The organism is Serratia sp. BIGb0163 (assembly GCF_024809935.1).
Lineage (GTDB): Bacteria > Pseudomonadota > Gammaproteobacteria > Enterobacterales > Enterobacteriaceae > Serratia > Serratia quinivorans.
The window spans coordinates 359,667-385,808 of the sequence record NZ_JANUDZ010000003.1 but is presented as its reverse complement, the minus strand read 5'-3'; the positions used below and the strand labels follow the sequence as shown (position 1 = coordinate 385,808).

Sequence of the window (26,142 nt, the reverse complement as noted above, 5' to 3'; positions counted from 1 at the left end):
TCCTCTGAATGACGTGTTAATCCATTCCGCCGGTGCTGCCGTCTTCGCCGGGCAGGCTGAAGTCGTAACGCACCTTGCGCCCTTTGGTCTCAAAATCTATCGCCAGCTGGCGGGTAATGTGCACGGCCAGTTTCTGGCCCGGAGGGACGTAGACGGCGTCGAACATCATGCCGTAGCGCTCACGTACCCAGTCGGCGGTCTCTTTCATCCCGCCGGACAGGGCTTTGCCCAGCACCGCCTGGCCGGCATTACCGGTCATGGTGGCAGTGATACCATTCACATTGTTTTGGGTGGTGTATTGCCCCTGGCTAATCCCCTCACCGGCAGCACTGGCGGCAGACAACGCGGCAATGGTCGGCAGATAGGTCGAGGCATTGGATTTACGCTCCCCACCGATGCACGGAATGCCGTTGTCATCGGAGATCCAGCCGATACCGGCGGTGGTGCTGACGTCTTTGCCAGTGTTGCCGCTATTGTTGTTGCTGTTGGCCTTCATATTGGTGTCAGGATGCGGCAAGGTGCGTACCGTACCGTCCGCAAACACAAACGTAATGCTGTTGACCTGGCCACGTACGCAGGACAACGTCCAGTCGCCGCTGGCCGTCCCAGAGACAATCGCCCCTTCCACGTCCGGCAGCTCGATGCCGTTGGCGGTCAGGTTGTCTTTGCCAATCATCAGTTTGAACGGGTAGGGGTCGGTCACCGTGCCGTTGATTGGCACCCGGCCCAGCAGCGCCGTCATCGAACGACTGCCCACCAGGGTCGAGTTCTCGGGCAGGGTGAACACCGGCTCGGCGTTCTCCTCCGCCCCTTTTTCATTGGTGTGGCCTTTGACCTGCTGCTCATAGGCGGCTTTCTGGCGCGTGATGGCGTTATCCGAGAGGAACGATGTTGGGAACTGCGGGCCGTCTTTGACGCTGTTCGGATTGCGCGGATCGGGTTCTTTCATGTCCTTCGGACCGACCCACATCAACCCGTCCTGGCCAGGCGCCGCACTGCCCTCGCCGGCCCCCATGCCATCCAGCCCCAGACCGAGCGGGATATCGCTGTCGCTCTTCGCCTTGTCTTTGTTTCCGGCCAATTGTTCGGTCAGCGTCTGGATTTTCCCCATCAGCGTTTGCTGCTCCTGCTGAAGCTGCTGCTGACGTTGCTGCGCCTGTTTCTGGTAGCCGGCCACGGCCTCGTTGACCTGGCCGGAGACATTGGTATTGCGTTTTCTCAGTTCTTCGTTTTCTTTCAACACTTTGTCGATGTTGCTCTGCAGCTCGGCCTGCTGGGTTCGGGTGGTGCGCAGGGTGCCGACCAGGGTACGCAGTGTGTCTTCCGGGGTATCCCCTTCAACGCCCAGGGCGCGCAACTCCTCCGGCGACATGTTGGCCAAGACGTTATGCGCCTGCTGGGGCTTCTCCGGCGTTTTATCGTCTTTGCAGGCTTTGAGCCCAACGACAATGGACGCTGCCAGCACGCCGATCACAATCACTTTCGGCAGCATGTTAGATTTCACGTCAGCCATGGTTTTCCCCCGTCTTCACTGCTTTTACGGCCTTGCGAACCGCCGACGGCTCCGCGACAAAGGCGCCATCCGGGCGACCGGCGGTGACCAGGTACAGCGTGGTGGTGTCCTCCGGCGTTCCAACGGGTCCCAGGTAACGGTGCTGGAAGGTGGCCGTCACAAATTGCCCCTGGAGCACCCGTGGATCGAGTGTGATTTTACGGCTGGCGGTGTTCTGCACCTTCAGCGCCACCACGTTGCGACTGCCAATGCCCCAGCCGCCCAGCGGCGTGATGGCCACCGGCTCTGACGGGTACAGAGTGGTGATGCGTTTCGGCAGGTGCGGATTAACCGGATGAATGCCGGGCACCGCTTCAACCGTACGCACCGGACCGTACAGACTTTGTGCCGCGTAGCGTGTCAGTACCACCGGCAGCGGGGCGTTGTACTTGATTTTTTTACGCTTCGCCTGAGTGCCATCATCCGCCCCAAGCGCTGCCGACCCCGGACTGTTGCCGGCTGACGAGGAGGAGGTATCATTACTGCTGCTGACCGACGACACATCACCGCTGTAGACAATACGCACCGGCTCGGCGGAGCCTTTGTCCGATGCCATCACATCGAGGAGGATGACCTCCCCGTTCTCCACGTCCTGCAGCTGCAGCCGCGTTGGCGGGAATGCCGCATCGGCTTTCAGATAAACCGCGCCACCGCTGCTTTGCACCCGCAGCTTGCCGTTCAGCGCCGGCGGGAAACCGACGCGGACATTTTTGTCGGCAAACAACACCCGCTCCTTACCGACGGCCAGCGGAATTTGCAACGGGATACGCTCCCATTTCATCAGCTCTTCCGCCTGGACAACCGGCACGGTGAACATTGCCGCCAGGGGAAGCACGCTCAGGGAAAGCGCCAGTACGCGTGCTTTCATCATTGGAATACTCCTTTTTTCTCAGGCGTGGGTTCCGCCGGCGCCGCAGCCAGACGCTGAGGCATGCTGTCGTAACAATCCAGGGCCAGGCCAAACTCATTGCGCTCCGGGTCCCCTTCTGCGCGCACCACTTTCAGCGGGTAGCGTGTCAGTGCGCGCTTCACCGGTTCGCCGGCAAAGGACTCGTCCGCCACCAGGTCAAGGCGTACCACCCAATTATCACGGCCTTTCACCGTCACCGGACTCTGGTTATAACGGCCGTTGTAACCATGCTCGGGAATTTCGAACACCACGCGCGTCCTGCCGGCAAGCTCGCCGCTTTCGCTGCGCTTTTTGGCGTCCGCCTTCAGGAAGCGTGCGCAGGAGTCCGTCAAATAAGGGGACAGCGCGGCAATCTTGGCCGGGTAATCCGCCTCACCATTCTTTGGCCAGGCATTGAGCTGTTGGAAAATGTAGAAACCAAAACTGTAAACCGTGGAGGGAGGAACCTCCCACCAGGCACGGGTAGAGCCGCTGCGCAGGTCGGGAGGATTATGGATAGTCAGGTTATCCGGCGCCCGCATCCAGCCGATGCTGGCCACCAGAAGGAAAACAACCAGCACGCCGCAGGCAATGCGCAACGTGAGAATGTGCTGGTCGCGGTTTTTAACCGCATGTCTGAAACGGCTCATTGGGACCTCTTTACAACGCGGCTGCGACGCAACGACCAGCCCTGTTTGTCGATAATCAGGGTGGGATCACCCCACCCCATGCGACGTTTACGCGCCTCGAGGCGCTGCCAGATATAATTCTCCGGTTTACCGCGCTTGAGGCGCGTCAGCTGGCTGCCACCAAACCAGATGACGAGGAGAGGGGTTACCAGCATGCCGGTGGGTATCACAACCCAGCCGGCAAGGGGGAAAAAAGGCAACGACACGAGCAGACCCAGCCCTACACCCGCCAACGCCGCCAACCCCATCTCCGGGGTGGTAAAGCCCCGGAAGACGACAGGTTCAGCGTTAAGACGGTCAGGCAAAAAACGGATAGTCTGCATAGCGAACGACCTTAGAACAGGATTTCAGCGGACTTGCCGACCAGCCAAATAACAGTCACCAACAGCACCACACCGACCAACACAATGGCGCCGAACTTGGCCCAGGTTGCTTTGCCATCACGTACTTCAGCAAAGGTGTGAATGGCGGCATTGGCGACAATCAGGAAGGCCACCGCAGCAGCGACCAAACCAATAATGATGATCCCATCCTGGAAATAGCCTTTGATGGTATCCATCAGACCACCGCCACCACCGGAGGACGGGGGTTCAACAGAGGGTAAGGCCGCTTGTGCCGGCTGACAGGCGGCATAGGCCAGGGAAGTCGCCACCGTGACTCGGGCAGATAAATGACGGAAAAAACTAACTACAGCATTCATAAAACTTTCCTTTTTGCAGTATGAAAATAACAACGTGTAAAACTGTCCAGCGTCGCGCTCAGGTCAGGTCAGCTGGCAAACATCCAAATCGAGACAACCAACAAAAGAACGATTTTGATGACGAAGTGAACCAGCGCCCCATTCCGTACTTTTTCGTTGCTCCACCCCTGGTACACATCGATCAGTGCCCAGGCCGCCCAGACAAACAGCGTAGCCAGCAAGCCGCCGATGCAAATCAGCGACAGGATATTGACTTCAACCCCACCGCTCGCCGCATTGAAGGCCTGTTCCTGTGCACCGGTCATGGCCATCAGGGACGCTCCCGCCGGTAGTTGCCGGCCACGGCGCTGCCATCACGGGGTTGCGCGCGTGAAGGCTCGAGGTAACGATCGATACCGGCATTGATGGTCTTGAGGTCGGCAGTGGCGCGGGCATAGTCAAAGAAGAAACGGCCACGCTCAGACGGGTCAGCCTGAACGGCGGCAACGCGTGCACGTTCAAGCGCCGCCTGCACCTGAATCAACATGCGCTGGGCAGAAGCCAGTTCATCTTTTTCAGCAGCCTGGGCAGGCAGTGCGGTCAGGAGAGTCAGTCCCAGCAAACAGCCGGCACCGAGACCGCGAACAACGGAGATAGTCATACACAAGCACTCCTTAACGATTTAGGGTGCTGTCAGGGTGCGATAGATGGGGCGGGAGGTCAGTGGATAACTCTTTATGGAATTTTGATAATTTTGTTCACATCTCAGCTAACAATCGAGGGGAAGAAAAGGCAGAAAAAGTGATACATGAGGGGATAATTAGTTTTGTCATGTGATCTGTTTAACCGATCAATTTCAAATAATTGATCTGTCATTCCAATTGTACAGGTTTCGATCAAATCGTTAGAGTGAAAAGACTATAAGAAAGACCCACAACCCAACACCAGGGGATAAAAAGGCTCCACCAGTGGTAACACGGCGGAGCCTTTACTTTTACCCCCTACCCAACCCCACAATATAGATATATATTAACACGTTAGCTTAACCTGGCGCGCCCGTAAGCGTAGTTACAGGGCTTGTCTGCTGACGGCAGCGCACAAAAGCCAGTTTTGTACGCTGCCGTCCAGCCCGGTTTGGGCCTATAAATATTTTTTAAAGCTGGCCGTGGTCACAGTCACCGCAATACCGAGCAGGATAGCGGCTGGCAACAACAGCAGATTGGGGTATACCGCCGTTGGCCACGACAGATACAGCATGCAGGGGATGTACACTGCTGGCTTTACCATGCGTTTAGCATGATGGTAGACAAAGCTCGATTCATAGCCGGCGCCATAACGCCGAACATCACGCCGCCCCAGGCCTTCCGTCAACGCGACCAACACCACCAGGACAAACAGCGGGATGGACAGCACCAAAATAGTCGTCCGCACCAGGGTGATGACGGTGACATAGACCGTCGCCACCAGGTACTCTTTGAGCGTAGCGGCCAACCAACCACTCCAACTGTTCAGCTCCCTGGCCACGGCATTCTGGCTGTGCACCTGCGTGTCATACGCACGTTGGATCCAGTCCAAAAAGCCGCTGTCCACGAAGGTCCATTGATACGCCATCATAATCCAGCGGGTGACAGCCACCGAAGGTTCAGACAGCAGCAAACTGCGCGTAAACTCCGATGACAGGTACCCCAACTCGGTGTTCATCACGCCTTCACTGTGCGACGCACCCAGCTCTGGCCAGAAGAAGGCCATCCCGACATATTCAATCACCAGGCTCACGAACAACGAGGCAAAGAACATCCCGATCAGCATCCATGGCCAGCCCCACAGCAGGTTGTATAACAGCCCATGTTTGCGGGGCTGTACGGGCTGCTGAGGCTGATTATTCACCGCTTGTGACATTCAGCCCCCCTTTCATGACCGCATCTGGCATGACTGTGCTGGCTGACCACCAGGACTCACTGGTCCGGTAATTGCGTTGCATCTCCTCGGCAATCTTCTGCAGGTTGGGTGGCATCAACGCATCATCGCCGTCGCCACTCGGTAAAGGCATCCTGATTTTCCATAATTGCCCACCTTCCAGCAGCGCGAACGCCTGCCCCTTCGGCAGATTAATTACATCCGCCGGCATCAACAGCGGCGTTTTTACCGTACCGACGCGATCCTGAGTACTGGACGTGAAGTCCTGCCCTTTCTCGACGTCTGCCGTATCGGCGTGCCCCGACACCAGGGTTTTGGTATAGACATCGACTTCCGGGAGCTGTGTCGTCAGCAACTGCGCTGTCCGGTTCTCGCGCACGCGCAGCATGATCAGGGTATTGAAGTTCCCCGTCACCTGGGCCGCTTTGGCGGTACTGCCGATGCGGGCCTCGATATCCGACTCGGTTTGCGTGTAGGCCGTCACCTGCATACCGGCGCCCCCGCCTTTGTTGATGAGGGGGATGAACTCGTCGCCCATGAGCTCGTTAAATTCATCGCAATGCAGGTTGATAGGCAGTTTGCCATCGGCACGGGTCGGCAACCCTCCATGCATGCCGTGCTTATAGATATGGCCGGCCACGGACACCAGATCAGCAAACATGCTGTTGCCGACGGCAGAGGCGACCACGCCGTCTGACAAAGCATCCAGCCCGACATAGACAATGCCGCGCTTGCGGATGACCTGTTCCCAGTCAAATATCGGCCGGGGATCGTTCATGTCCATGTAGTTCGGTGCCAACAGCTCCGCAGTCTTGCCCGTGGTGAGTTTCTCCAGCAGCGGCAGCAGGGAGGCGACGATTTTATCGAAGTAGGTACGGTCATAGCGCACGGCTGAGCGCAGGCCATCCAGGATAGGATCATACAGCTGCTTGCCGGCCTCCGAGCTCAGGGCCATTTCGACTGCAAATATTTTGACCGCGTTCGGTTGTCCCTGCATATTGCGCGGCACATCCTCTTCCGTCAGCACCTGCAGGTTATTGTCGATTTGCTGCTGCAGTGCCGGCATACGCGTTTCAATCACTTTCTTCGCGTAGGTCTCATACAGTTCACTGATGTTGTTCACATACCGGGTGATCAGGGTGTAGTCCGGGCGCTGCCCCAACGCAACCAGGGCACGCGCGACGATGTTGACGAATCGCCAGGCAAACTCACGGAACGCCGCACTGTTGCCCTCCCCGCTTAACTGACCAGAGATACGACCAGCCACCTCTGACACCCGCTCAAAACGCCCCACGGCGTTATAGCGTGCCGAGATATCCGGCCAGCCCAGGTGGAAGATGAACAGCTCATCCCCGCGGCCGGCACGGTGAGCTTCAGCCCAGACCCGCCGCAGCAAGTCTGCATCACCTTTTGGATCAAACACGATGGTGATATCACCGCGGCGAATATCTTGGGTGATCAGTAACTCGGCGAGACGCGTTTTGCCCACACGGGTGGTCCCCAGCACCAGGCTATGCCCTACGCGTTCGCCAAGCGCCATCGAGACATCGAGCTCATCGGGTTCAATACCGTGGATCGCCGGGTTCCCCCCGACCGGTGGCAGCGGCCTGACCGGATTGAGCGGGGAGTCCTTGCGCAGCAGTTGGGACAACCATGGCAGAGTGTATTCGGTTTTTAGCTCCAGGCGCCGCGCCATCTGGTACATTTTTGGCGGCTGAACATACTTCTCAACCTCTGGACGACGGGTGTCCATCAGGCGCTGGGTGTGCTTTTGCTGCCAGCGAAAACCCCGCCCCAGGAACAGTCGCTGCCGGCTCACCGGGATCTGTCGGCTTTCCATGACATAGCGCGGCAACCGGCGCAGGTTACGGCGATAGCGGATCACTCGCATCCCCTGGCGCGCACGTACGGCAGACAACACTGCAAAGCTGCCGGCGGTGACATAGCTCACCTCTGGCGCCAGCGCTACCGACCAGGGCGCTATCGCACAAACCACAGCCGCGCCTCCGGCCACAATCGCCGTGTTGAGCTCCACGGCCGGGCGCAACAAGGCTTCCATTACATGCCGGTTACTCATTGCGACCTTCCTTATCATTCGCAGGCTCGTCATATTGGAAGTGCATGCTGCGCTCCCCTCGCGCATTGATACTTCCATAGTGAACAGCACTCCGATTATTCTGACGGCATCTGATCAGCAATGAACACAGCTCGACCAACACACCAAATGCGAGCAAGGTGCTCCCAATGCCGAGAATAATCCGTCGCTCCTTCACTGCAACGTCAGTAAACGTCTTTGGATAAGGTCGACAGTCCTGCTTTTTAACCGGCGCCACCGACGGTGCCAAGAATAGTTTTGACTCAGGGGCGTCCGGATGTGGGCATGGCTGAATTATCACCATGCCTGCGGGCGCTGTACGGTAACTCTGAGCGGTGGCGGCCATCAGTGATGCCGCCCGCTGCCCGCCGTCATCACCGAGTGTTGACATAAAAAACATGAAGCCAAAAATCGCCAGAACCACACCTGGCCAGACCAACAGAACTCTGAGTATCGCTGACAAAAAGCGGGTAGCGACGACAACATAATTAGACTGATGAAACATGTGAGGTACTCCGTTTGGTTACCGTGCTCCCAGTCAGAAATGACAACCACTCCGCATTGCCGGCAGGCAATGCAAGCAGCTTCTGGCCACTGACCAGGTGAACGTGGGGATGGTTTTGCAGCAATGCCCGACTAAGGTGGCCAGTACGGCCGGTATGAATGAAAAACCCTTCGCAATGGTGATGTCGCAGCAACGCACCAAAACTCTTGATATGGGACGGCGTTATAGCCCGACCGTAACGCTTGGCCTGGATAAGATATTTTTGGTCACCGATGATGACCTGACCATCCAGACCACCGTCACCGCTGTAGGAAGCATTGCGGATAACCGCGTACCCCTGGCGCTCAAATGCCAGGAGCAGCAGCTCTTCAAAGACATAGGGATTGATTTTGCGCAGGTACGCCAGACGCTGAGCATCGCCACCCAGTTGCGGCAGCCGCTGCAGAACACGGGCGGCCGTCGCACGATAACGCCGGTGGCGCCGTGCGGAGGCCGACTCGCGGCCATGCAGATTAAACCCGGCCATCACCGCAATAAACAGCCCTATCAACAGGGCAGCCAGCACCGGATCCGCCATCAGCGCGATACCGACATGCTGCGGAGACATCATGGTGCGACCTGCTGAGACAGACCGGTATCGGTGATGAGTACCGGGTATTTCGACAGCTGTAGCCGGCGCGCCAACTCACTGCCGGACGCGGGCGCCATTGGCACACCCGGAGCCATCTCACGCAGCGCCTGCAGTGCAGGCAGGTTGCTGACGTTAACAACCAGACCCGCAGCGTGCCGGGATTTGAGTTGTTCCGCGTTCGCCTGCAGCCAGAGCCGGCTCTCATCGTCATCCCCCACAATAAACAGCGCGCCAATCCCGGGCAGTTGCAACGGACGCTCCTCTACCGGACCCGGTGTCAGTTCCGGTGTCGTCACCGGCAAGACCGCTCCTTCAACCTCATCGGCAGATGTGGGGGCTTGCGTCATGACCGGCGGAGCCACCACATCGCCCTGCCGATTGATCCCCTCAAAATACGGCGAAGCATCCTCACCACCGACATCCGCGATCACGTTCAGGTTGGCCAGCGCCGTGGTGGTCACCAGACTCAGGCCGAACAGCAGAAAATTCACTTTTTTCATGATTATTGGCTCCGTGGTTCAATCCAGGTCAGCGCTGCCGTTTGTGCCGGTAATGCCGTGGGCGTGGGGGTTGAACTGGCCACCCGGGTCGGGGCAGATGCCCTGCCGTTCAGGCGTGCCAGCTTGCCGCTCACAATGGATTTATACCGGGCTGCCGGGGCACCGCCGGCAGGGTGGTGGTAACACCCGGCAGCAACCAGCCAACTCCCGGGGTTGCGGTCATAACATTCCCGCAGGATGGTCGCCGCCGCGTTGAGGTTGGTGTACGGATCAAACGCCGCCCAGGTCGACGTGAAGTGATGGCCGTTCCAGCCCAGATTGACCTGGGCAATCCCGACATCAATACGTTTGCGAGGATGTGTTTTCAAAAAGCGCTGCAGGGCTTCCCAGGCCTGCAGACGGCTGGCGTAGCGGTACCCTTTGCCTGCCACGTTTATTGTCCAGGGCCAGGGGCGCTCCACATCCGGGGCCGGACCGGCCCCGCGGGTCACCGAAACAATGCTTTTCGGCGCCATCGAGGTTTCGGCCAGCGCCACCGAGTACAGGGACTCCGGCGGCACCCCGTGGCGCAGCGCCACCTCCCGGTAGCCGGAAGGGACCTGCTGGGTGGACGCATGAACGGTTGCCGCTCCCCCGCAACTCAGGAGGGCGAACAGGGGCAATAGCCCCCGGGTCAGAATGCGGCGAGTGTCCATCCGTTTTCCCCTTGCTGCAGCACCACCGGCATCAGGCCGTTGCCGAATTTCATCCAGCGGCCACCGTCGTGATTCAACGTGATTTGACGTGCGCGCACCTTGTCGATGGGAATGTGATGCGCCCGGGCCCAGTCACGCAGCAGCCTGTCATTTCCCTTGCTGTCGACCAGGTAAATATCGACCGGCCGGTTATCTGCCAGCACCGCCGCCAGTCGTGCATCACACTGACCGCAGTCTTTCGCTTTCACGAACAGCGCCAGCCGCCCGCCGGTGTCATGGGCAATACCCGCGGCGTTGCCCATATTGACCGGCAGCACGCCCAGGCGTTGCCAGGCCGCATCCACCTCACGCTGGAACTTGAGTTCTTTCTCGGTGCGGGCAAACTCTTGTTTTACCCACTGGTCTGCGTACTTTTTACGTTCGGCATCGCTCTGCGCCTCAATACCAAGAGCGGTTAACGGATCAAGCCCCGGAGATTGGGTCCCGCGGGGGCCATCCATCAACTGCTGGTAACGCTGGTACTCTTTCCCGCTGAGCCCCCACTGCTTGCTCTGCTGCGCCGTTTTGTTGGCCTGGCTCTGCTGAAGCTGGCTCAGGGCAGACTGGCTGTTCTCTATGGCCGTCTGTTGCGCCGCCTGTGATAACGGGCTCAGCAGCACAAGGGCAATCACGCTGTATTTCAGTTTCATCACGCTCTCCTTATTGGGCGCTGACGGTCTGCAAACGGCCGTTCACACGAAACGTCGCCTGTCCGTAGCCGGCACTGACCAGGGTCCAGCCGGCGACCGACTCCCCTTCCCCGATTAACCGCACCTGCGATAAATCACTGAATCCCTGCGGCGCCACGGCCGCAAAGGCCGACGTCCCACGCTGCTCCACCCCGGTCAGCACGAATGGCGCTTTACGCGCCACATGGGTTACCGCATTACGCGGGGAAGCGGTCACCGGCGTAGGTTTGTGCTTTGGGGTGATTTTGGCTGTCGCAGAAGGGGCTGCGGGTACAGCCGTTGACGGTGTCACAGTGGATACAGGCTTTTCAGTTGCTGACTTTTTCACGGACTCAATGCTGTCTTTCAGCGCATTCAGCTCAACCTGTTGAGCCTGCAGCTGCTGCTCAAGTTTCTCCGGTAGCCCATGGGTTAGCGTCAGCGCCCCAACCTGTCGCGTGAGCGATTCCTGGCGTTCAGCCAGGCTTTTAAGCTGTTTTGCCTGCGCCTGCACTACATCGGCCATAGAGTTCATGCCATCCTGCGGCGCCAGTGCTTTCTGTGCCTGCTCAAGCTGGGCAATACGCTGGTCGACATGCCTGATAGCCCCTGAACCGACGAGACCAGCCACCAGGACGACAACGACGCCGGCAGTTGCCCCCCAGAAGGTTTGGCTTCGCAGCAACCCTTTTTTTGCCGGTGTCATCGGCACCATTTCGTCATTATGCTCTGTCATTTTTTCAACCACCCGCCGGTTGCCGGTACCGCGTTAACGGCTTGAGGTGCAATGACCGTCGCAGCAGGACCTGCTGAAACCGCCCTGGCTGGCGCCACCGTCACCGGCGGCAGCTGTGTCGCCGGCAACTGGTACCCGTCGCGCAGGCTGTGGCAGACAACACGTTGCACGTCGTCTACCTCGAGCTGCCACGCGGGGCCTGCCAGTACCTGCAGCGCGGTACGCAAACGCATCGGCCCCAGTTGGTACTGCACCGCCGGCAACGCCTGGCGGTACAACACGCCGTTTGCCGGTCCGGTCGCGCACAGGGAATAGCCCGACTGGCGCAGCGCATAACGCAATGCATCAGCAACCGTCGATTTTACTGACGCCGGAATACGGATATCGATGATTTGCGAAAGCGGATCACGCTGAACGGCCGCCGGATCAGTGCTGACCAGTAAATAACGGTCGTAGCGCACCACCTCAGGCGCCTGCCCGTAGGCATCCGGGCTGACCGGCTGAACATTGCGGTTGACGGTGACAGACGGCGTAACAGGGGAAATATCACGCTGCTGCAGAGGCTGCTGAGTAACGCACCCGGTCAGCATCAGTGCTACCAGGGAAGAGGCGAGAAATGTTTTTTTCATCCGGAAGGTTTCCTGTTCAGTGACAATTGACAGGTGTCACTGTGCGGTTACCGTCCGGGACGCTCAATTAACAACTCTTTATTGCTATTCAAAAAAAAACGCCAACCCGAAGGTCAGCGTTTAGTGTCAGATGTTGAGGAACAACGTCAGGATAATGAAGGGGTACGGCTAATGCCCTTTGCCCCCATCAATAACCCTTCCGTACTTAAGTCCTCATCCAAATCTGGCCAGTGTATACCCATTCCAGCCCCGCAGAGTTCCCAGTTATCCCGTTGCGCTGGCGTACCTGCCGCAAGCCGGGGATACCAGGCTAATGGTGCCGAAATAGTACGGCCATCCATCAAATCAACCGACAAACGGTCATCATCGATGCGGACATTCATTACACGCAGATCATTTTCATTGTGTAAAGTAAGCATCCCAGGCCTCCTGTAAAAGTGTCCGATGTTCAGTTACCAGACGCTGCAGTATACGCAGTTCATGTGATGCAAACCCCACACTACGCGCAATACTGACATCATGTAACCATATTTTAGCGGTTGCATTGCCCTTATCAATATGAACATGCGCCGGTTCGTTAGGTTCATGACTGTAAAAGTAAAAGCGAAAACCACCTACTCTAAGAATTGTCGGCATAATGTCTCCCGACAATCACAGAGCGTAAATGGCTGATTTTGCGATACCGTAACCAAACCCAAGGAAAGGTATGTCATCGTCAAAATCCATCGGCGCGGCATTCTCACCCGATTGAGCTGGCTGGGGTTGCTGGGCCGACGTACCGCTGTGCGAAGGTTGCGGTTGCTGAGGTTTCCCCCAACTGCCCTGGCCTGATTGTCCGGCGTTGGCTGGTTGCGAGCGCCCCCCCAACATTTGCAGAGTGCCGCCAATGTTGACGACGATTTCAGTGGTGTATTTTTCCACACCGGCCTGATCGGTCCATTTGCGTGTCTGCAGGGAGCCTTCAATGTAAACCTGCGAGCCCTTACGCAAATATTCACCGGCAATTTCGGCAAGCTTGCCAAACAGCACGACACGGTGCCATTCGGTTTTTTCTTTCTGCTCACCGGTCGCCTTATCGCGCCAGCTCTCTGAGGTCGCCAGGGTAATGTTAGCAACAGCACCGCCATTTGGCATGTAACGGACTTCCGGATCTTGGCCGAGATGACCGACAAGTATGACTTTGTTTACGCCGCGAGACGCCATAATCGAATCCTCATAGGGAATGGAATTAGAAAGGGAAAAACGCCCCGAAAACCGAGGCGTAGAGGGCGTTATCAGAAAGAGTTTTCCGCATACTGTTGCTGTGCAGAACCTTGCTGAGGCGGCGTAGAGTCGGATTTCTCAGCCTGGAAGACCTTCTCCTGACCGATCTTAATCCAATCGACCTTGATAAGGCGGGCTTTAAGGCTGACGCGCTGTTCACCGGCATGTTCGCCGCTGTTGAGCGTGAAGATGTCCGTTTTGGGATTGCTGAGCACAAATCCAATCAGGACCTTCTTGTCTTCATCAACCGACTTTTGACAGCGGTTGATCAGGCTGCTGGCTTCTTTACCGGCGACCGTCACATCGAAACGCGTGTAACTGGCGTTATCGGTAGGACCGGAGAGTCCATTGACGACACAGCTGATAAAGGTGCCATTCGGGCCATTTACTTGACGAATATTGCTGAGGTACCCCATGCCCTTGATAGTCAGGTTGAAGTATTCAGTTTTGGTGGAAGCTTGTTGAGTTTGGCTAGACATGATGTTTTCTCCAGGAGTGTAGATTCGGTGACGGAGAAATACACCTTCCCCGACGGGAAAAGTATTTCCCGTCGGGAGCCAGGTATGGGTATACGCCATAGCCTGACAGTCTGATCAGATTGAATAAGCCTTAATCGTTGCGCAAAGTCGCGTTCACTATCAACGATATCTACTCTCAAAGGCGGGCAGATGTACCACACAGTTAAACTGTGTACTCCCTCTCAGGCTCAGGAAGTGTTTTTTGTTACCACCCGAAGGCGATCCTCACAGGCAACGGGATCATTAGTGGCTGTCAATTAACAGCAGGGTCACCCGAAAGCGCTCATCACAGACCCACTGAGCATTGGTGGTTGTCCTAAGACAACAAGTAAGCCTGTTCATTTTTAATTCAGGTGCTGCTGCTGTCAACCTGGAATATCAATTTTGTGAATTGAGAAAACAAAAACGGCACAGTCAAAGACTGCGCCGCGGAGTTTGCACCATAACTGGTAGTAGATCTCATCTGACTTCGAGGAGGGGTAGTAGACTCCTGGCGCGCTTTTCACGAAGTCGCATGCGCTTAATCAATCAACCCGAGTGTGGAGGCCATTGATACGGGCTGAAGCAGAATTGTCCATGCATTAAACTTTCCTGCCATCCGCAGCCACGGGGTACTCTGCATCAAAGCCCGCCCACATTAGCAAAACTTTTTGCGATAAACATCAGACAATCTCTTACTCCATTCCGGTTGCTTTATTTTTAGCCAGTGATTTTGCTTTATAGCGCTTAGCCTTGCGCCCACCTTTTGCATCGATGTTAATGATGCCCTGGCAAGTGGGGTAATTACTACAGCCCCAGAAAGCGCCACTGCCTTTCTTGCCGGCACGCCGGCGCATCGTGCCGCTACAGGTCGGGCAAGGTGGGGAAGGTGGCGCGGTAAACTTCACGGCTTGCGCCTTTCCTTTCTCCACCAGATGCCCTGTCCACTGGGCCTGACGGCTCATGAATGTGTCGAGTGTCATCTGCCCCTGGGCAATCTCGTCCAGCGCCTGCTCCCACAACGCCGTCATCCCTGGATTGGTCAGTGCAGTCGGTAACGCATCAATCAGTTCGCCGGCGATCGGCGTGGAAAGTAGAAATTTGCCCTTCTTCTCCAGGTACCCGCGTTTAAACAGCGTTTCCAGAATACCGGCACGCGTCGCTTCAGTACCCAGCCCTGCGTTCTCTTTCAACACTTTCTTCAGTTGCGGATCACTGACGAACGCCGCTGCATTTTTCATGGCGGCGATCAGTGTCCCGTCGGTGAAATGTCCTGGGGGCTTCGTCTGCAGCGTTTTGAGCTCAGCGCCGGCAACCGAGACGGTTTCACCTTTTACCAGGGCTGGCAGCCGAACATCATCCGTGTCAGCCGGTTCCTCTTTCGCCTCGCTCGCGTCATGCTGGAACAGCACTTTCCATCCTGCTACCGCTTCGATCTTGCCGCGGGTGCGGAACAGTTGCCCGCCGATATTGAATGTCGCTTCCGTGACATCCACTTCATGTAACGGCAGGAACTGTGCCAGGTAATGCTGACGGACCAGCTGATAGACCTTGAGCTCGTCGGCAGACAGCTTGCTCAGGTCGAACGGCTGTTTGGTTGGGATAATCCCGTGGTGCGCCGTGATTTTTTTGTCGTTCCAGATACGGGAAACAAAAGTCCTGTCGAGCCCGGCCACGCTTTCGCTCTGCGTTGGGTCCGTGCGGGTAACAGCGCTCAGCACGTCGGCAACCTCTTCCCGCATCGATGTCGGCAGATAGCCGCAATCCGTCCGGGGATACGTGGTGGCCTTGTACGTCTCATACAGTGATTGCGCGATACTCAGGACCTGGTTGGCGCTCATCCCCCACTTGCGTGAGCAAGCCTGCTGCAGGGTGCCCAGGTCAAAGGCCAACGGCGCGGACTCTTTCTTTCGCTCGGTCCCCACCTCAAGCACAACGGCATGACCTGTTTGCTGACACAGCTGAACAACGGCTTGAGCCACATTCTGTTGAATACAGCGCTTCTCCTCATCACAGTAGTTGGCGGCAGGAACCCAGCTTGCCGGAAAAGCGATCCCGCCCTTCTGCAGGGTACTCTTGACTTGCCAGTACGGTTTGGAAATGAAGTTGGCAATGTCGCGGTCACGGTTCACGACCAGCGCCAGCGTAGGGGTCTGCACCCGCCCAATCGATAACACCTCGCCGTATCCCTGCTCACGGGCTTTGAGCGTGTAAAGTCGGGTTAAATTCATCCCCGTCATCCAGTCAGCCCGTGATCGCGCCAGGCCAGCTTCATACAGGGGCGCAGTCTTCTCGCCTGGGAGCTTGTTCGCCAGGGCGTGCCGAATACTGGCCTCGTCCAGCGCTGACAACCAGAGCCGCTGGACCGGGCCGGTAAAGTGGCAATGTTCCAGTAACTCCCGCGCGATCACTTCCCCCTCGCGATCCGCATCGGTCGCAATCACCACAGAATCAACCTGTTTGAGTAACCCGCGGATGACAGCGAACTGATCGGCAGTCTCTTTTTTGACCGCCATTTTCCACTGGGCAGGGACGATAGGAAGAACGGACTCCCGCCAGGGGCTGCCGAACTGCTCACCGTAGGTCTCCGGCTGGGCCTGTTCCAGCAGATGCCCGATAGCCCAGGTTACGATGACGCCGGCGCCCGCCAGGTAACCCTGCTTACGCTGCGTCGCCCCGAGTATGGCGCCGATATCTTTACCCTGGCTGGGTTTCTCGCACAGGTAGAGTTGCATCAGATAGCCCCCCGTCAGCCCAGCTGACCTTTAGCGACCTGCTGCAACTGCGTCATCAAACGCCCGAGGTAAGCATCGGTCAGGTGCGACGCATCCGGTGAGCTGTACGTCACTTTCAGGCGACTGCCAGCGCCGGACTTGACCACTTCGAGCTCAAGGCGATCATTGCCTTTCCATTCCTGCCCCATCTTGTAATAACTGCCCTGGTTTGCTGACCAGACCGGGCGCGCTTCATCAATGGAGCTCGCGCTCCAGTCGCCGTGCTGATCACGCTGACGCAGACTTTCCAGCTCTTCGGAGGAGATAAACTGATAATGGCTTTTCAGCCGCGCCGCAGCGGTATCAACGTCCACCGGGAGCGTATACGTATGACGCACATCCTGCCAAGGCCCGGAAATACCGGTACGGGTCATCCAGGGCATACCGCCTTCGCTGGCGCCACCGCTGCCACCGCTTGCCAGGGAATGTGCAGCATCACTGATTTTTTGGTTCCATTCACCCAGCTCGGTGCCTGCACACCCCGTTAACAATAACGCGGTGCAGAGAACACCCGGCATCAAAAGAGACTTTACCTGTCGATTCATGCTCATGCTTTGGCTCCTTTTTTTGAAGAAGTGGACGGCGTTAACACCGACGTTTTATTGAGTGGCGGCGAAAAGGCGGAACGTGACGCGCCCGACATAATGTCGTCGTCAGGCATACCAAAACGAATGATCGCGTCCTTACCTGCGGGGGTTTCGAGACGAATATCATCACGAGTCACATTGACGGGACGATAGTGTTGGACGACACCGTAAACGCTACGGATCCAATGCCCACCCCGATCTAATAATGTGTCACGTTGCGAACGTGATATAAGCCCATAGTGCCAGGCCTGAAAGGCTTTCATCGCCAGTTGGTCATAGCCGACCAAGAGGAAAACGCAGCGATAACCCACCGGGGTGCGGCTAAATACACCAATATTTAAAGGAGACACAGACGCAACGTCTGAAAGAGAAATTTGAGCAGGGATGTTTGCCAGTGTTTTGTCCAGCTCGGCAACAGCCTGTTGAAGTAACTGCGTACCTTTATTTAAGGTCTCTTCCAGGGCGACCATCGCAGCATCGGCATAAGGGTTATCTTCACCAGAAGCCTCATTGATCTGCCCTGCTCGTAGAATAAAGCGGGGCATACTATAAATATCAGGGCGTCGCTTCCCCGACGTTTCAGGATCGGCGTTTTGGCTACGTCGCCCTTCCCATAAACGAATGGCATAGAGGGTATGAAGCTCTACGATAAGAGTGGATTTTAATGCACCAGCGCGTGCAGCCGCCGGTTTTTGTTCATTATTCTTTGCTGATTCAGCCATTAGAAGCATCCTTCCGGGAACGTGTGTGGCTTGAAATAGTCTCGGCAGACACCATTCGCAGCAATCCAAAACTCTTTTTGGTTTCTAAAGGAAAAGTTCCCAAGCCTACAATTGCCTATATTTTGGTCAGTGCTGACACTGTCAGCAGTGAGCATTATTTAACCAGAGCCAAATTCCTCAGCAGAGCCACAAACAAATCTGTACGATTTTCATATACTGCTGACACTGTCAGCTGCGTGCGTTTTTTGAACAGACCTAGTTTTTTTGCACTCACGACTCATTTTTTGCCCGCATCATTTGCTGGCGCAGTTTGGCCACAACACCGCTTACATGGTCCCGCGACGCCAGGTGTTGGCGGGCTGGATCTGTTGGTTTTCCTGGCGACGCAGAGCAAGGTATTTGGCGTCGCGGTACAGGCCTGGCAGGTTCTGGGAATTTGGCACTCGCATACAGCTCACCGTTTCGGGCGCGCTTGATCACCGCCAGCAGCCAGCCAGTGGGATTATTCAGGCTGCCTTTGGCCATCGCCTGCTCAAGACTCTCCAGCACCTGACGGGCAACCTCTGCAGGCAATGCTTTAAGCTGGACACCAATCTGGCGCTGATCATCCATCGCTATGCTGTTCTGCAGTTCGACCGGTAACTCAGGTACGTACGTTGTTTTATTCACACTCTGTGTGAAAGAACGTACGTTACAGTTCGGTTTCGTTGATGCACCGTAAATGACTGATTTCAGCATGAGTTCGGAAAGCGAACTCGGTGTTTTGCCTTCCTGTTTTACACTGAGTTCAGTATCCGAACTGGGCTTAATTTGACTCAGTTCGGTATCCGAATCCGGGGATTTTTTACTGAGTTCGGCGTCCGAACTGGGGATATTTTCCTGTCGTTGAGACACTCTGCCAGCCATCTGTTGCGGGGTTTGTGGCGACCCCAGCCGTTCAGCAATCGCCGCCATCTGGGAATGCTGATGACGCATTGTCGGGTCATGTTGAATATCGGACAGTACTGACCAGGCCGTCTGGCTGACGGTACGGTTCTTATGCGCGCAACCCATGGCGACCGTATCCAGCCAGGTCGGATCCAACGTCTCCGCATCTCGGGCCGAGAGCGGCTCATCGTGTTGGGCATAGATATTGCCCTTCACCCGGCCCTTGTCGTCACGCACACGCCGGCACAAGCTGAGCCAGCCGGTCAGGCGTAACATCAACAGCACGCGGCTGACGGTCTCGCGTGACGCCTTACCGTTAAACGGCGAGGCGAGTTGCAGTTGCAGCTCGTCATAGGTCGGAAACACGGCGCCCTGGTTCTGTTGTGCGTACAGACGGATCATTATCCACGCGGTTTTATCCAGCGGTGACAAACGGGTGTCCAGGAGCAACCGGCGGGGGATGGAATCATGCACATTGCCCATAAACAGCAGACCACTGCGCAGATTCGTGACATCGGTGGTCCCCGCGTGCTTTTCGGCACCTATTCGTTCCGCCAGGCGGGCATTCATTTGTTCGAGCGTAAAGGTGATCAGGCTGTCATCAGGTGTTTTATTTATGCTCATCGATTTTGCGCATCCTTTTACGCTGCCCCCGCCCACAGGGCGAAGACATCAAGCGATTGTCATGCAGACGTTGCTGCACCCGGCCTAACGGCACTCAGGCCTGTACCCGACAATCAGGTACAGGGTGAGTGTCATCACTTCCACAGTTCGTTGTTGTAGCGTTCGTGGGTCAACAACTCCCAGTCATCGCCACTATTTCGGCTAAGCAGTCGCCAACTGGTACCGATATCAATCTTCATCCAGGCACGCCCGGGGGCGTGCTTGCCTTTAACATGCAGGTGCTTGTAGTTACGTTCCCCACGACGAAAGCGCCTGACCTGCTCCTTCGCCTTTTTCTGATAGGACGGCGGGGCCGAACGGGGGGCCTGCAAACCCGGCATTAACATCATGGGCTTCATGCGAGCCTCCTTGCATTTCCTCCCGGTGTACCGCGTGGCGTACGCACGGCCTGAATGGCTTTTCTGGCGGTAGCGGTCTGAGGGGCATCGAAGCTGCGGACCGCGTGCCAGACAGCCGTCAGAGAAACATCCATCTGCTCGGCGGCCAGCATCATGACGTCCAGTCCATCAGCACTGGAGGCATCATCGATGTCCGCTTTTTGCCACTGACGCCACAATGCCGCGTTCTCGTCGTCGCTGAGCGCAGCACAACGCCCCTGACGAATGTTGATACCGGTCATACGCCGGCGGGCGGCAACTTCAACGGTGGAGAGGCCGAAATAATGCTGCATCATTTCGATAGAGCCCCCCAACGCCAAAGCCCGGTCAATCCGCTGCATGCGCTGCTGTTCACGGCGTGCGTGTTGCAACATCAATGAGAAATTCTCGTGATGGATTTGAAAGGTCAGCACCGATACCGAGCTGTTCATCAGGTAATGAAGATCTTCAATGGTCACACCGTGCAGCAGTTGCATCTCTTCCGTGGTCAGCCCCAGGGACTCACAACGGCGGATATAGCCTGATTTAAGCTCCATCACCAACTGTGTGAGCAGGCTGTTCGTTGCCTGCGATAAGCTATTACTCATTGTCCTATTCCCCCCCAACTCTGTGTGCGATAGCCGCAGGTCCGTCACTGTGAACACCTTGATGCAATCGGGCGTTCTGACCTGCCTCGTATCCACGTAAACGGGCAATATCATCACCGCGGCAGGCCTTCGGAGCGCGCGTCTTCAACTCGCCCATCTTTTGATTTTCCAGCCAGGTCCCCATCAGGTCACATTCCTGTTCAGTAACGGTAAACGTCGTGATAACTCGTCGGACACCGGCAACCCAGCCGGCACGAAACTGGTCTGCTCGTGCACGGCGCGTGCTCATTTTCAGGCGCTTATTCTGGGTTTTCAGGTAACCTGCAGTAGCATCTTTCAACTGCCGGCTCAGCACATCGAACGCATAAGCCGCAACGGCCGGCCGCTCACTGAAGCCGTAAAACGTCACGTTGCGGCGCGGGCCCGAAGCGGTATCCCGCCAGGAAAAATACAAACGGCATCCAAAGGCGCGGGCAATCGCCCATGCCAGCCCAGACATCCATTCAGGCAATTTTTGTTTCGCTTCGGAAGGCGCTCCACGGCTCGGCGCCGTCTGAATAGAGGAAAGGCTGGCTTCCAGCTCGCTGATGCCGTATTTCTGCATCAGTTTTTGCGCCCGGGCTAACGCCAACCCAGCCTCATGCGCATTGCTGTTGCTGCGGGCCAACTCAAGCAGTTTGCGTACCAGCTTCACCAGGCGTGCCTGTCGTTGTAAATGGCTCATCAGGCTGTCTCCTCTGTTTCAGGTAAGTCACGCTGCAGTTCACGCAAACGACGCAAAACACGAATGAGGCGCATCAATTTCACGGCATGAATATCGTCAAGCAAAGGCCAGTCAGCCGCATTTTCCGAACCGATAAGGGCCTCATTGAGCGAGCTGGATGAGGCACCGTCCGGGCTGTTGCCGGCAAGGGTCAGGAGTAACGCGGTGAAGCGGGATGGGCGTTCGGCAGTTAATGCGTAGCCGGAAGCCTGCAGGTCGGCTTTGTCGGCTTTGATTTCAGCCTCGCAACCCGCCACTTCGGCCAGTTCAAATGCCAACCGGAAGGTGATCACCTGCAGGTGCTCGATATCGTCCTGCAGGGCAGAAATAACCCAAATGGAGGACACCGGCTCAAGTCCCACCTCCGCAAAAGGCACCTCTGCCGCAGGGGCTACAGCTTGCTTTGGCTGTGTCTCGGTATTGTTGTGAGGGGCGGTCGACTCATGAGATCCAGGCAGGAGGGGGTCATTGACAGTGGTATTCTCACCGTCTACAAGCGTTTCAACGTCACCTGATAACACCGAAGGAGAACCGTATAAATCAGGTTGAGTCTCAACACGCGGTTCAGTTTGGGTTGAGGGGATTTCCTCGTCCTGAACACCCTGTGATTCATTCTCAGCATCCCCCGTCGACTCAAGCAACACGCTGTCCAGCACCAAAGAAGAACCTCCACCACCCAACATTTCAGGTGCCGTTTGCCCATCGGTATCTTCCTGTTGCAGTGCTGGCGCCAACTCGACAGTATTGCCCTTGCCTGACAACTCAGGTGTTAACGTCGGTTCGCCGAGGTGCTTGCGCCGGTTTTGCTCTTTGGGATCGAGTTCCAGTAACCAGCGGTCATAATTGAGTAACGGGTGTGGTAATGCGTTGATGAGTGCCCCAATCAACTCATCACGGAACATATCCAGCGAGTAGACTTCGGGGTCATCAAAGTGACTGCAGACTGATCCGAAGACCGCATCGAAGGTACAGGTTACTTCAACATCAATGATAAAACGCTGCCATGTTTTGTCAGCATTCCCACGTAAAGCTAACAAGAGTTGAATCTGTGGACGTCCTAAACCTGACTCGAGTAAACGTGGAATATAAGGGTATAAATATTGGATCGTATCTTCCATACGACTGATATTGGAGTTATGAACCGGATAGCCGGACTCACCTAGCAGCGTTGAAAGTTCGCGTAAAGAGACGGTTTTGCCCAATTGCTCTTCAAAAAGCGTGCGTGCCTGCTTGATCCCAAACGCTTTCTCGATAAATGTCAGATCTCCCCGCACTTCATTTTCAGCCAGGTGGCCTATCACGCAGGATAATCGTCCTGGCCAGGGTTTGAACACACAAGAGAAGCGATAAAATCGTACTTCCCCCGTTTCCTGCCAGAGCTCGGAAAGAATAGCATAACGCGTATTCCCCCCATCACTGAAGAAGTACCCCAGCTCAGGGCGCTCCGGATCACGGGTTACTTTTGGCACCGTGTCCAACCCGCGCACCCGAATTGACGCTTTAATATCATCATATTTTGGGTTGCGGGTGGTACGCGGGTTATCCGGGTTAGGGTTGACCTCATCCAGTGTCAGCACCAATGGCATTTCACTGACGGGGATCTCCGCCACCACGGAGGTTAAAGGTTGTGTGCCTGCTGCAGTCTTGCCCTGCTGGAGCAAAGCACTGTTCAGATCGAGGATCTTGGTTTTAGGACGCGCCATGGTTACGCCCTCCCCGAGTATTGGTCATACTGACCGTCGCGGAGATCACTAAACGCGGTGAATTGCCCTTCAAACTTGACGCGAACGGTACCCGTTGCCCCCTGCCGCTGTTTACCAATGATAATTTCTGCCGTGCCAGCATCATCAGAATCCGCGTAATACACCTCATCACGGTAGATGAACGCGATCACATCAGCATCCTGCTCCAATGCACCGGAGTCACGCAGATCACCATTGAACGGGCGTTTGTCAGCACGGCTTTCCAGCTGACGGTTCAGCTGAGACAGCGCTACGACGGGACAGTCGAGTTCTTTGGCCAACGCTTTCAGACTGCGGGAGATTTCCGCAATTTCCTGAGTGCGATTTTCCTGTCCAGGGCAACGCATCAATTGCAGGTAATCGACCATGATTAAACCCGGCTTACCATACAATCGGGAGTAGCGCCGCGCCCTGGAACGCAACAGTGCGGGGGTCAAATACGATTCATCGTCAATAATCAGGCGATTTTCCAATGGCAACAACTGCTCCAGCGCTTTGGAAATACGCGCCCAATCTTCATCATCCAACTGGCCACTGCGCAGTCTTGAAAGTTCAACCCGCCCATCTACAGCAATCAGGCGTTGAAGCAGTTGCTCCCGCGGCATTTCCAGGCTGAAGAAGAATGCAGGTTTCTCCGTGCCACGAAGCGCGCCGGTGTAAGCGCTCAATGCAAAGGCGGTTTTACCCATCGACGGCCGCGCAGCAAGCAAAACCAAATCGCCGGGCTGCAGACCACACGTCATCACATCAAGCTCTGAGAAACCGGTCGGGGTACCGGTGATACCATTGCCGCCGTTCACCGTCTCCAGATAGGTCACCACAGCATTCAACCCATCCGTCAGGCTGACATTCTGCTGTGACTGGGTTTGCTCCGAGAGCTGAAACAATTGCTGTTCTGCTCGTTCGGTCAGGGCAGCAGATTCTGCACGGGGATTAGCGGCATCAGCGCTCAATTCACGCCCGAGTTGTAACAGGCTGCGCAGTCGACTGCGTTCAGCGACAATCTCGGCATAGGCGACGATATTGGCTGCGCTCGGCGTGTTTTTAGACAACTCCGCCAAATAGGCAAAACCACCCACCTGCTCGAGTGCACCATTTTGTTCCAGTGATTCATGGAGCGTAATCAGATCAATCGGCTGCTGGACAGCCATCAGGCGAGCCATGGCTTGGAAGATTCGGCGATGCGCTGCCAGATGAAAATCACGCTCGCCAACCAATGGGATAACGTCGTCCCACCGTTCGTTATCCAGCATCAAACCACCGAGAACGGCCTGCTCGGCATCGGAGGAATAAGGGATATTCAAGTCAGTCATGGCGAACCTCCGGCTCTTCACTGCCCGTTGTCAGCGGGCACTCAAGAAAAGTCGGGCAGGAAGAACATACACCCATACCAGTTTCACGATTGACCTTAAACCAACTGCATGGCTTGCTGTTTTCATCCAGGCAGGCGTGGCCATCTGTACAACCACACCCTACGCAAGTTGCCTCTTTAAGGTGTGTATTCTCGTCATCGGCGCCGCAGATGTGCTCAAGAACCGCGGAGGTCTCATATGGAGCCTCGGCCATTTCGTGAAGACATTCGGCATCATAGAAGCTTGCAGCATGATTGATTTTTGCCATCATCAGCTCATGCATTCCCAACATGCGACGTAGCGCATTCCCCGCAGTTTCAAGGTCACGGTTAAGAACATTAATACGGGCCAATAGCAGCGGAGCAGCGGCGGACAAATAACCATTGGCCTTTTGCTCCTCAGCGCTGACCTCACGGCTTCCGCCATCCTCCGACCAGTGCTCCAGGCCGAGCTTTTCCCAATCAGGAATAATCGCAACGTTAGGGATTTCCAGATGCTCAAAGCCGTTGGCATCCACGACAGTGACTGCATCGCTGTAGAGCTCAAGAGCCTGCCAGGGTACTGGTGCGGCTAATTCGCGTTGTTCGTTAAGAAAGATCACAAGTTGTTCAATATTCATTGGTTCGCCTCCTGACGCAGAACGTCGAAGTCGGCACCCCAGTGAGGGAACAGTTCGGAAGCCAGCTCATACATGGTGTCAGCTGCAGCGAGCGTTGATGTACGTGTGGTGGTTCTTTCGAGGCGGTGAACGGGTTGACCGGAAGCATGCCCCATTTTGTAAATTTCCAGCTTGGGGATGATGGTGTCGAGGAGGGAGACATCGAAGGCATCTGCACGCAGATATTGGCCGTTTGCGATAATGCCGCGCAGACTATTCAGGGTCTGCCAGTCCAGATTGGTGTACTCCATGCAGTTGGTCAGGATACGGATACGGGGTAACGCAATACCGTAGCTGGTCAGCGGCAATAATCCTTCCATCAACCCCAATGTGCCACGCAGAAACTCTCGCGTATCCGGCAGTATAGGCTTGATAACCCCGACAGCGAATTCCGTACTGGCAACCAGGATCAGTTCGAGCATCACAGACGCCGCACCTTTAGAGTCAATGATGATGACGTCGTACTCGTTGAACAAAGGGTGCTGCAGAACATTCTTCAGCCGCATACGACCATCAGGGGCATGCAGCATGGCGGAAGATAAACGGTCGTGGGGATCGTTGGAAACAATGATGTCCAAGTTTGGGATAGCGGAACGGGAGATGATTTGCTCGGGGTGATGGAGGTCGACCGTCTTCATCAACAGTTCATACAAACCGTTGGGTGCCTCATATTCTAGGGAGAAAATGCTGCTTGCGGTGGGTTGGGAGTGGTCACCATCGATGAGGAGAGTCTTTTTACCTGCATCGGCAAGGAAGCCGGCAAGGTTGGCGCTTTGGGTAGATTTACCTTCGCCCCCTTTGGTTGAGACCATAGGGATAACACGAGGTGCTGGGTGGCTAACACCCATAGATGTGGATTTAGCTAATGTATGCATGTTTTACACTCGAATTTATCAATTCGCGTGTAAACGGTTAAATTATATATCTTTTAACAATTTATCAACAAACACAGGGATTGAAAATCCCCGTGTCCTTGGTTCGATTC

The 26,142-nt window shown here is 56.0% G+C and carries 31 protein-coding genes; all 31 read right to left on the bottom strand.

Annotated features, from left to right (window positions below; translation table 11 throughout):
* Positions 1–16 precede the first annotated feature (16 nt).
* The 31 genes from M2406_RS14900 to M2406_RS14750 all read right to left on the bottom strand — a co-directional run bounded on the left by M2406_RS14900 (position 17) and on the right by M2406_RS14750 (position 26,032).
* Positions 17–1,513: a TIGR03752 family integrating conjugative element protein gene (locus M2406_RS14900; protein WP_259190474.1), complete on the bottom strand. Its 1,497-nt coding sequence runs from the start codon at positions 1,511–1,513 to the stop codon at positions 17–19.
* Positions 1,506–2,423 (bottom strand): TIGR03749 family integrating conjugative element protein, encoded by a 918-nt coding sequence (locus tag M2406_RS14895; RefSeq protein ID WP_259190472.1) that lies wholly within the window; start codon positions 2,421–2,423, stop codon positions 1,506–1,508. The genes M2406_RS14900 and M2406_RS14895 overlap by 8 nt, the downstream gene beginning before the upstream one ends.
* Positions 2,420–3,091: a PFL_4703 family integrating conjugative element protein gene (locus M2406_RS14890; protein ID WP_259190471.1), complete on the bottom strand. Its 672-nt coding sequence runs from the start codon at positions 3,089–3,091 to the stop codon at positions 2,420–2,422. Before M2406_RS14890 ends, M2406_RS14895 begins: the two co-directional genes overlap by 4 nt.
* Positions 3,088–3,453: a TIGR03750 family conjugal transfer protein gene (locus M2406_RS14885; protein ID WP_259190469.1), complete on the bottom strand. Its 366-nt coding sequence runs from the start codon at positions 3,451–3,453 to the stop codon at positions 3,088–3,090. The genes M2406_RS14890 and M2406_RS14885 overlap by 4 nt, the downstream gene beginning before the upstream one ends.
* An 11-nt stretch (positions 3,454–3,464) precedes the next feature.
* A complete protein-coding gene (locus M2406_RS14880; RefSeq protein WP_259190468.1) occupies positions 3,465–3,830 on the bottom strand; it encodes a TIGR03745 family integrating conjugative element membrane protein in 366 nt (121 codons plus the stop codon).
* Positions 3,831–3,898: 68 nt separating this feature from the next.
* The gene (locus M2406_RS14875; protein WP_259190466.1) at positions 3,899–4,141 is read right to left on the bottom strand and encodes a TIGR03758 family integrating conjugative element protein; all 243 of its coding nucleotides are present in this window, start codon (positions 4,139–4,141) and stop codon (positions 3,899–3,901) included.
* On the bottom strand, positions 4,141–4,470 hold the full coding sequence (locus M2406_RS14870; protein ID WP_012146796.1) for an RAQPRD family integrative conjugative element protein: 330 nt from the start codon (positions 4,468–4,470) through the stop codon (positions 4,141–4,143). The genes M2406_RS14875 and M2406_RS14870 overlap by 1 nt, the downstream gene beginning before the upstream one ends.
* A 479-nt stretch (positions 4,471–4,949) precedes the next feature.
* Entirely contained in the window at positions 4,950–5,708 is a 759-nt protein-coding gene (locus M2406_RS14865) for a TIGR03747 family integrating conjugative element membrane protein (RefSeq protein WP_259190464.1), read from the bottom strand.
* Complete coding sequence (traD, locus tag M2406_RS14860) at positions 5,689–7,803, bottom strand: type IV conjugative transfer system coupling protein TraD (protein ID WP_259190463.1); 2,115 nt, start codon at positions 7,801–7,803, stop codon at positions 5,689–5,691. Before traD ends, M2406_RS14865 begins: the two co-directional genes overlap by 20 nt.
* The gene (locus M2406_RS14855; protein ID WP_259190462.1) at positions 7,796–8,326 is read right to left on the bottom strand and encodes a hypothetical protein; all 531 of its coding nucleotides are present in this window, start codon (positions 8,324–8,326) and stop codon (positions 7,796–7,798) included. The genes traD and M2406_RS14855 overlap by 8 nt, the downstream gene beginning before the upstream one ends.
* The gene (locus M2406_RS14850) at positions 8,310–8,936 is read right to left on the bottom strand and encodes a restriction endonuclease (RefSeq protein ID WP_259190461.1); all 627 of its coding nucleotides are present in this window, start codon (positions 8,934–8,936) and stop codon (positions 8,310–8,312) included. Before M2406_RS14850 ends, M2406_RS14855 begins: the two co-directional genes overlap by 17 nt.
* On the bottom strand, positions 8,933–9,457 hold the full coding sequence (locus tag M2406_RS14845; protein WP_259190460.1) for an integrating conjugative element protein: 525 nt from the start codon (positions 9,455–9,457) through the stop codon (positions 8,933–8,935). Before M2406_RS14845 ends, M2406_RS14850 begins: the two co-directional genes overlap by 4 nt.
* 2 nt (positions 9,458–9,459) lie before the next feature.
* Positions 9,460–10,152 carry a transglycosylase SLT domain-containing protein gene (locus M2406_RS14840; RefSeq protein WP_259190459.1) on the bottom strand — a complete coding sequence of 231 codons (693 nt, stop codon included), beginning with the start codon at positions 10,150–10,152 and terminating at the stop codon, positions 9,460–9,462.
* The gene (locus M2406_RS14835; RefSeq protein ID WP_259190458.1) at positions 10,131–10,841 is read right to left on the bottom strand and encodes a TIGR03759 family integrating conjugative element protein; all 711 of its coding nucleotides are present in this window, start codon (positions 10,839–10,841) and stop codon (positions 10,131–10,133) included. The genes M2406_RS14840 and M2406_RS14835 overlap by 22 nt, the downstream gene beginning before the upstream one ends.
* Before the next feature lie 10 nt (positions 10,842–10,851).
* Positions 10,852–11,595 carry a hypothetical protein gene (locus tag M2406_RS14830; RefSeq protein ID WP_259190457.1) on the bottom strand — a complete coding sequence of 248 codons (744 nt, stop codon included), beginning with the start codon at positions 11,593–11,595 and terminating at the stop codon, positions 10,852–10,854.
* Positions 11,592–12,224 carry a PilL N-terminal domain-containing protein gene (locus M2406_RS14825; RefSeq protein WP_259190456.1) on the bottom strand — a complete coding sequence of 211 codons (633 nt, stop codon included), beginning with the start codon at positions 12,222–12,224 and terminating at the stop codon, positions 11,592–11,594. The genes M2406_RS14830 and M2406_RS14825 overlap by 4 nt, the downstream gene beginning before the upstream one ends.
* Before the next feature lie 146 nt (positions 12,225–12,370).
* Positions 12,371–12,643: a DUF2442 domain-containing protein gene (locus M2406_RS14820; RefSeq protein ID WP_259190455.1), complete on the bottom strand. Its 273-nt coding sequence runs from the start codon at positions 12,641–12,643 to the stop codon at positions 12,371–12,373.
* A complete protein-coding gene (locus M2406_RS14815; protein WP_012146806.1) occupies positions 12,624–12,860 on the bottom strand; it encodes a DUF4160 domain-containing protein in 237 nt (78 codons plus the stop codon). Before M2406_RS14815 ends, M2406_RS14820 begins: the two co-directional genes overlap by 20 nt.
* Before the next feature lie 15 nt (positions 12,861–12,875).
* Positions 12,876–13,427 (bottom strand): single-stranded DNA-binding protein, encoded by a 552-nt coding sequence (locus M2406_RS14810; RefSeq protein ID WP_259190449.1) that lies wholly within the window; start codon positions 13,425–13,427, stop codon positions 12,876–12,878.
* Positions 13,428–13,498: 71 nt separating this feature from the next.
* Entirely contained in the window at positions 13,499–13,966 is a 468-nt protein-coding gene (locus M2406_RS14805) for an STY4534 family ICE replication protein (RefSeq protein ID WP_115058011.1), read from the bottom strand.
* Positions 13,967–14,679: 713 nt separating this feature from the next.
* Entirely contained in the window at positions 14,680–16,719 is a 2,040-nt protein-coding gene (locus M2406_RS14800) for a DNA topoisomerase III (protein WP_259190448.1), read from the bottom strand.
* A gap of 14 nt (positions 16,720–16,733) precedes the next feature.
* Positions 16,734–17,309 carry a hypothetical protein gene (locus M2406_RS14795; RefSeq protein ID WP_259190447.1) on the bottom strand — a complete coding sequence of 192 codons (576 nt, stop codon included), beginning with the start codon at positions 17,307–17,309 and terminating at the stop codon, positions 16,734–16,736.
* The gene (locus M2406_RS14790; RefSeq protein WP_259190446.1) at positions 17,306–18,067 is read right to left on the bottom strand and encodes a PFL_4669 family integrating conjugative element protein; all 762 of its coding nucleotides are present in this window, start codon (positions 18,065–18,067) and stop codon (positions 17,306–17,308) included. The genes M2406_RS14795 and M2406_RS14790 overlap by 4 nt, the downstream gene beginning before the upstream one ends.
* A 270-nt stretch (positions 18,068–18,337) precedes the next feature.
* Positions 18,338–19,618, bottom strand: a complete 1,281-nt coding sequence (locus M2406_RS14785) for an STY4528 family pathogenicity island replication protein (RefSeq protein ID WP_259190445.1) — start codon at positions 19,616–19,618, stop codon at positions 18,338–18,340.
* Between the two features lie 134 nt (positions 19,619–19,752).
* Positions 19,753–20,016, bottom strand: a complete 264-nt coding sequence (locus M2406_RS14780) for a hypothetical protein (protein ID WP_259190444.1) — start codon at positions 20,014–20,016, stop codon at positions 19,753–19,755.
* A complete protein-coding gene (locus M2406_RS14775; RefSeq protein ID WP_259190443.1) occupies positions 20,013–20,642 on the bottom strand; it encodes a DUF2857 domain-containing protein in 630 nt (209 codons plus the stop codon). The genes M2406_RS14780 and M2406_RS14775 overlap by 4 nt, the downstream gene beginning before the upstream one ends.
* 4 nt (positions 20,643–20,646) lie before the next feature.
* Positions 20,647–21,366, bottom strand: coding sequence for a DUF2786 domain-containing protein (locus M2406_RS14770; RefSeq protein ID WP_259190442.1), 720 nt, complete (start codon positions 21,364–21,366; stop codon positions 20,647–20,649).
* Complete coding sequence (locus M2406_RS14765; protein WP_259190441.1) at positions 21,366–23,108, bottom strand: ParB family protein; 1,743 nt, start codon at positions 23,106–23,108, stop codon at positions 21,366–21,368. Before M2406_RS14765 ends, M2406_RS14770 begins: the two co-directional genes overlap by 1 nt.
* Positions 23,109–23,110: 2 nt before the next feature.
* Positions 23,111–24,460 (bottom strand): SPI-7-type island replicative DNA helicase, encoded by a 1,350-nt coding sequence (gene dnaB-PI, locus M2406_RS14760; RefSeq protein WP_259190440.1) that lies wholly within the window; start codon positions 24,458–24,460, stop codon positions 23,111–23,113.
* On the bottom strand, positions 24,453–25,118 hold the full coding sequence (locus M2406_RS14755) for a hypothetical protein (protein ID WP_259190439.1): 666 nt from the start codon (positions 25,116–25,118) through the stop codon (positions 24,453–24,455). Before M2406_RS14755 ends, dnaB-PI begins: the two co-directional genes overlap by 8 nt.
* On the bottom strand, positions 25,115–26,032 hold the full coding sequence (locus tag M2406_RS14750) for a ParA family protein (RefSeq protein WP_259190438.1): 918 nt from the start codon (positions 26,030–26,032) through the stop codon (positions 25,115–25,117). The genes M2406_RS14755 and M2406_RS14750 overlap by 4 nt, the downstream gene beginning before the upstream one ends.
* Between the last annotated feature and the right edge of the window lie 110 nt (positions 26,033–26,142).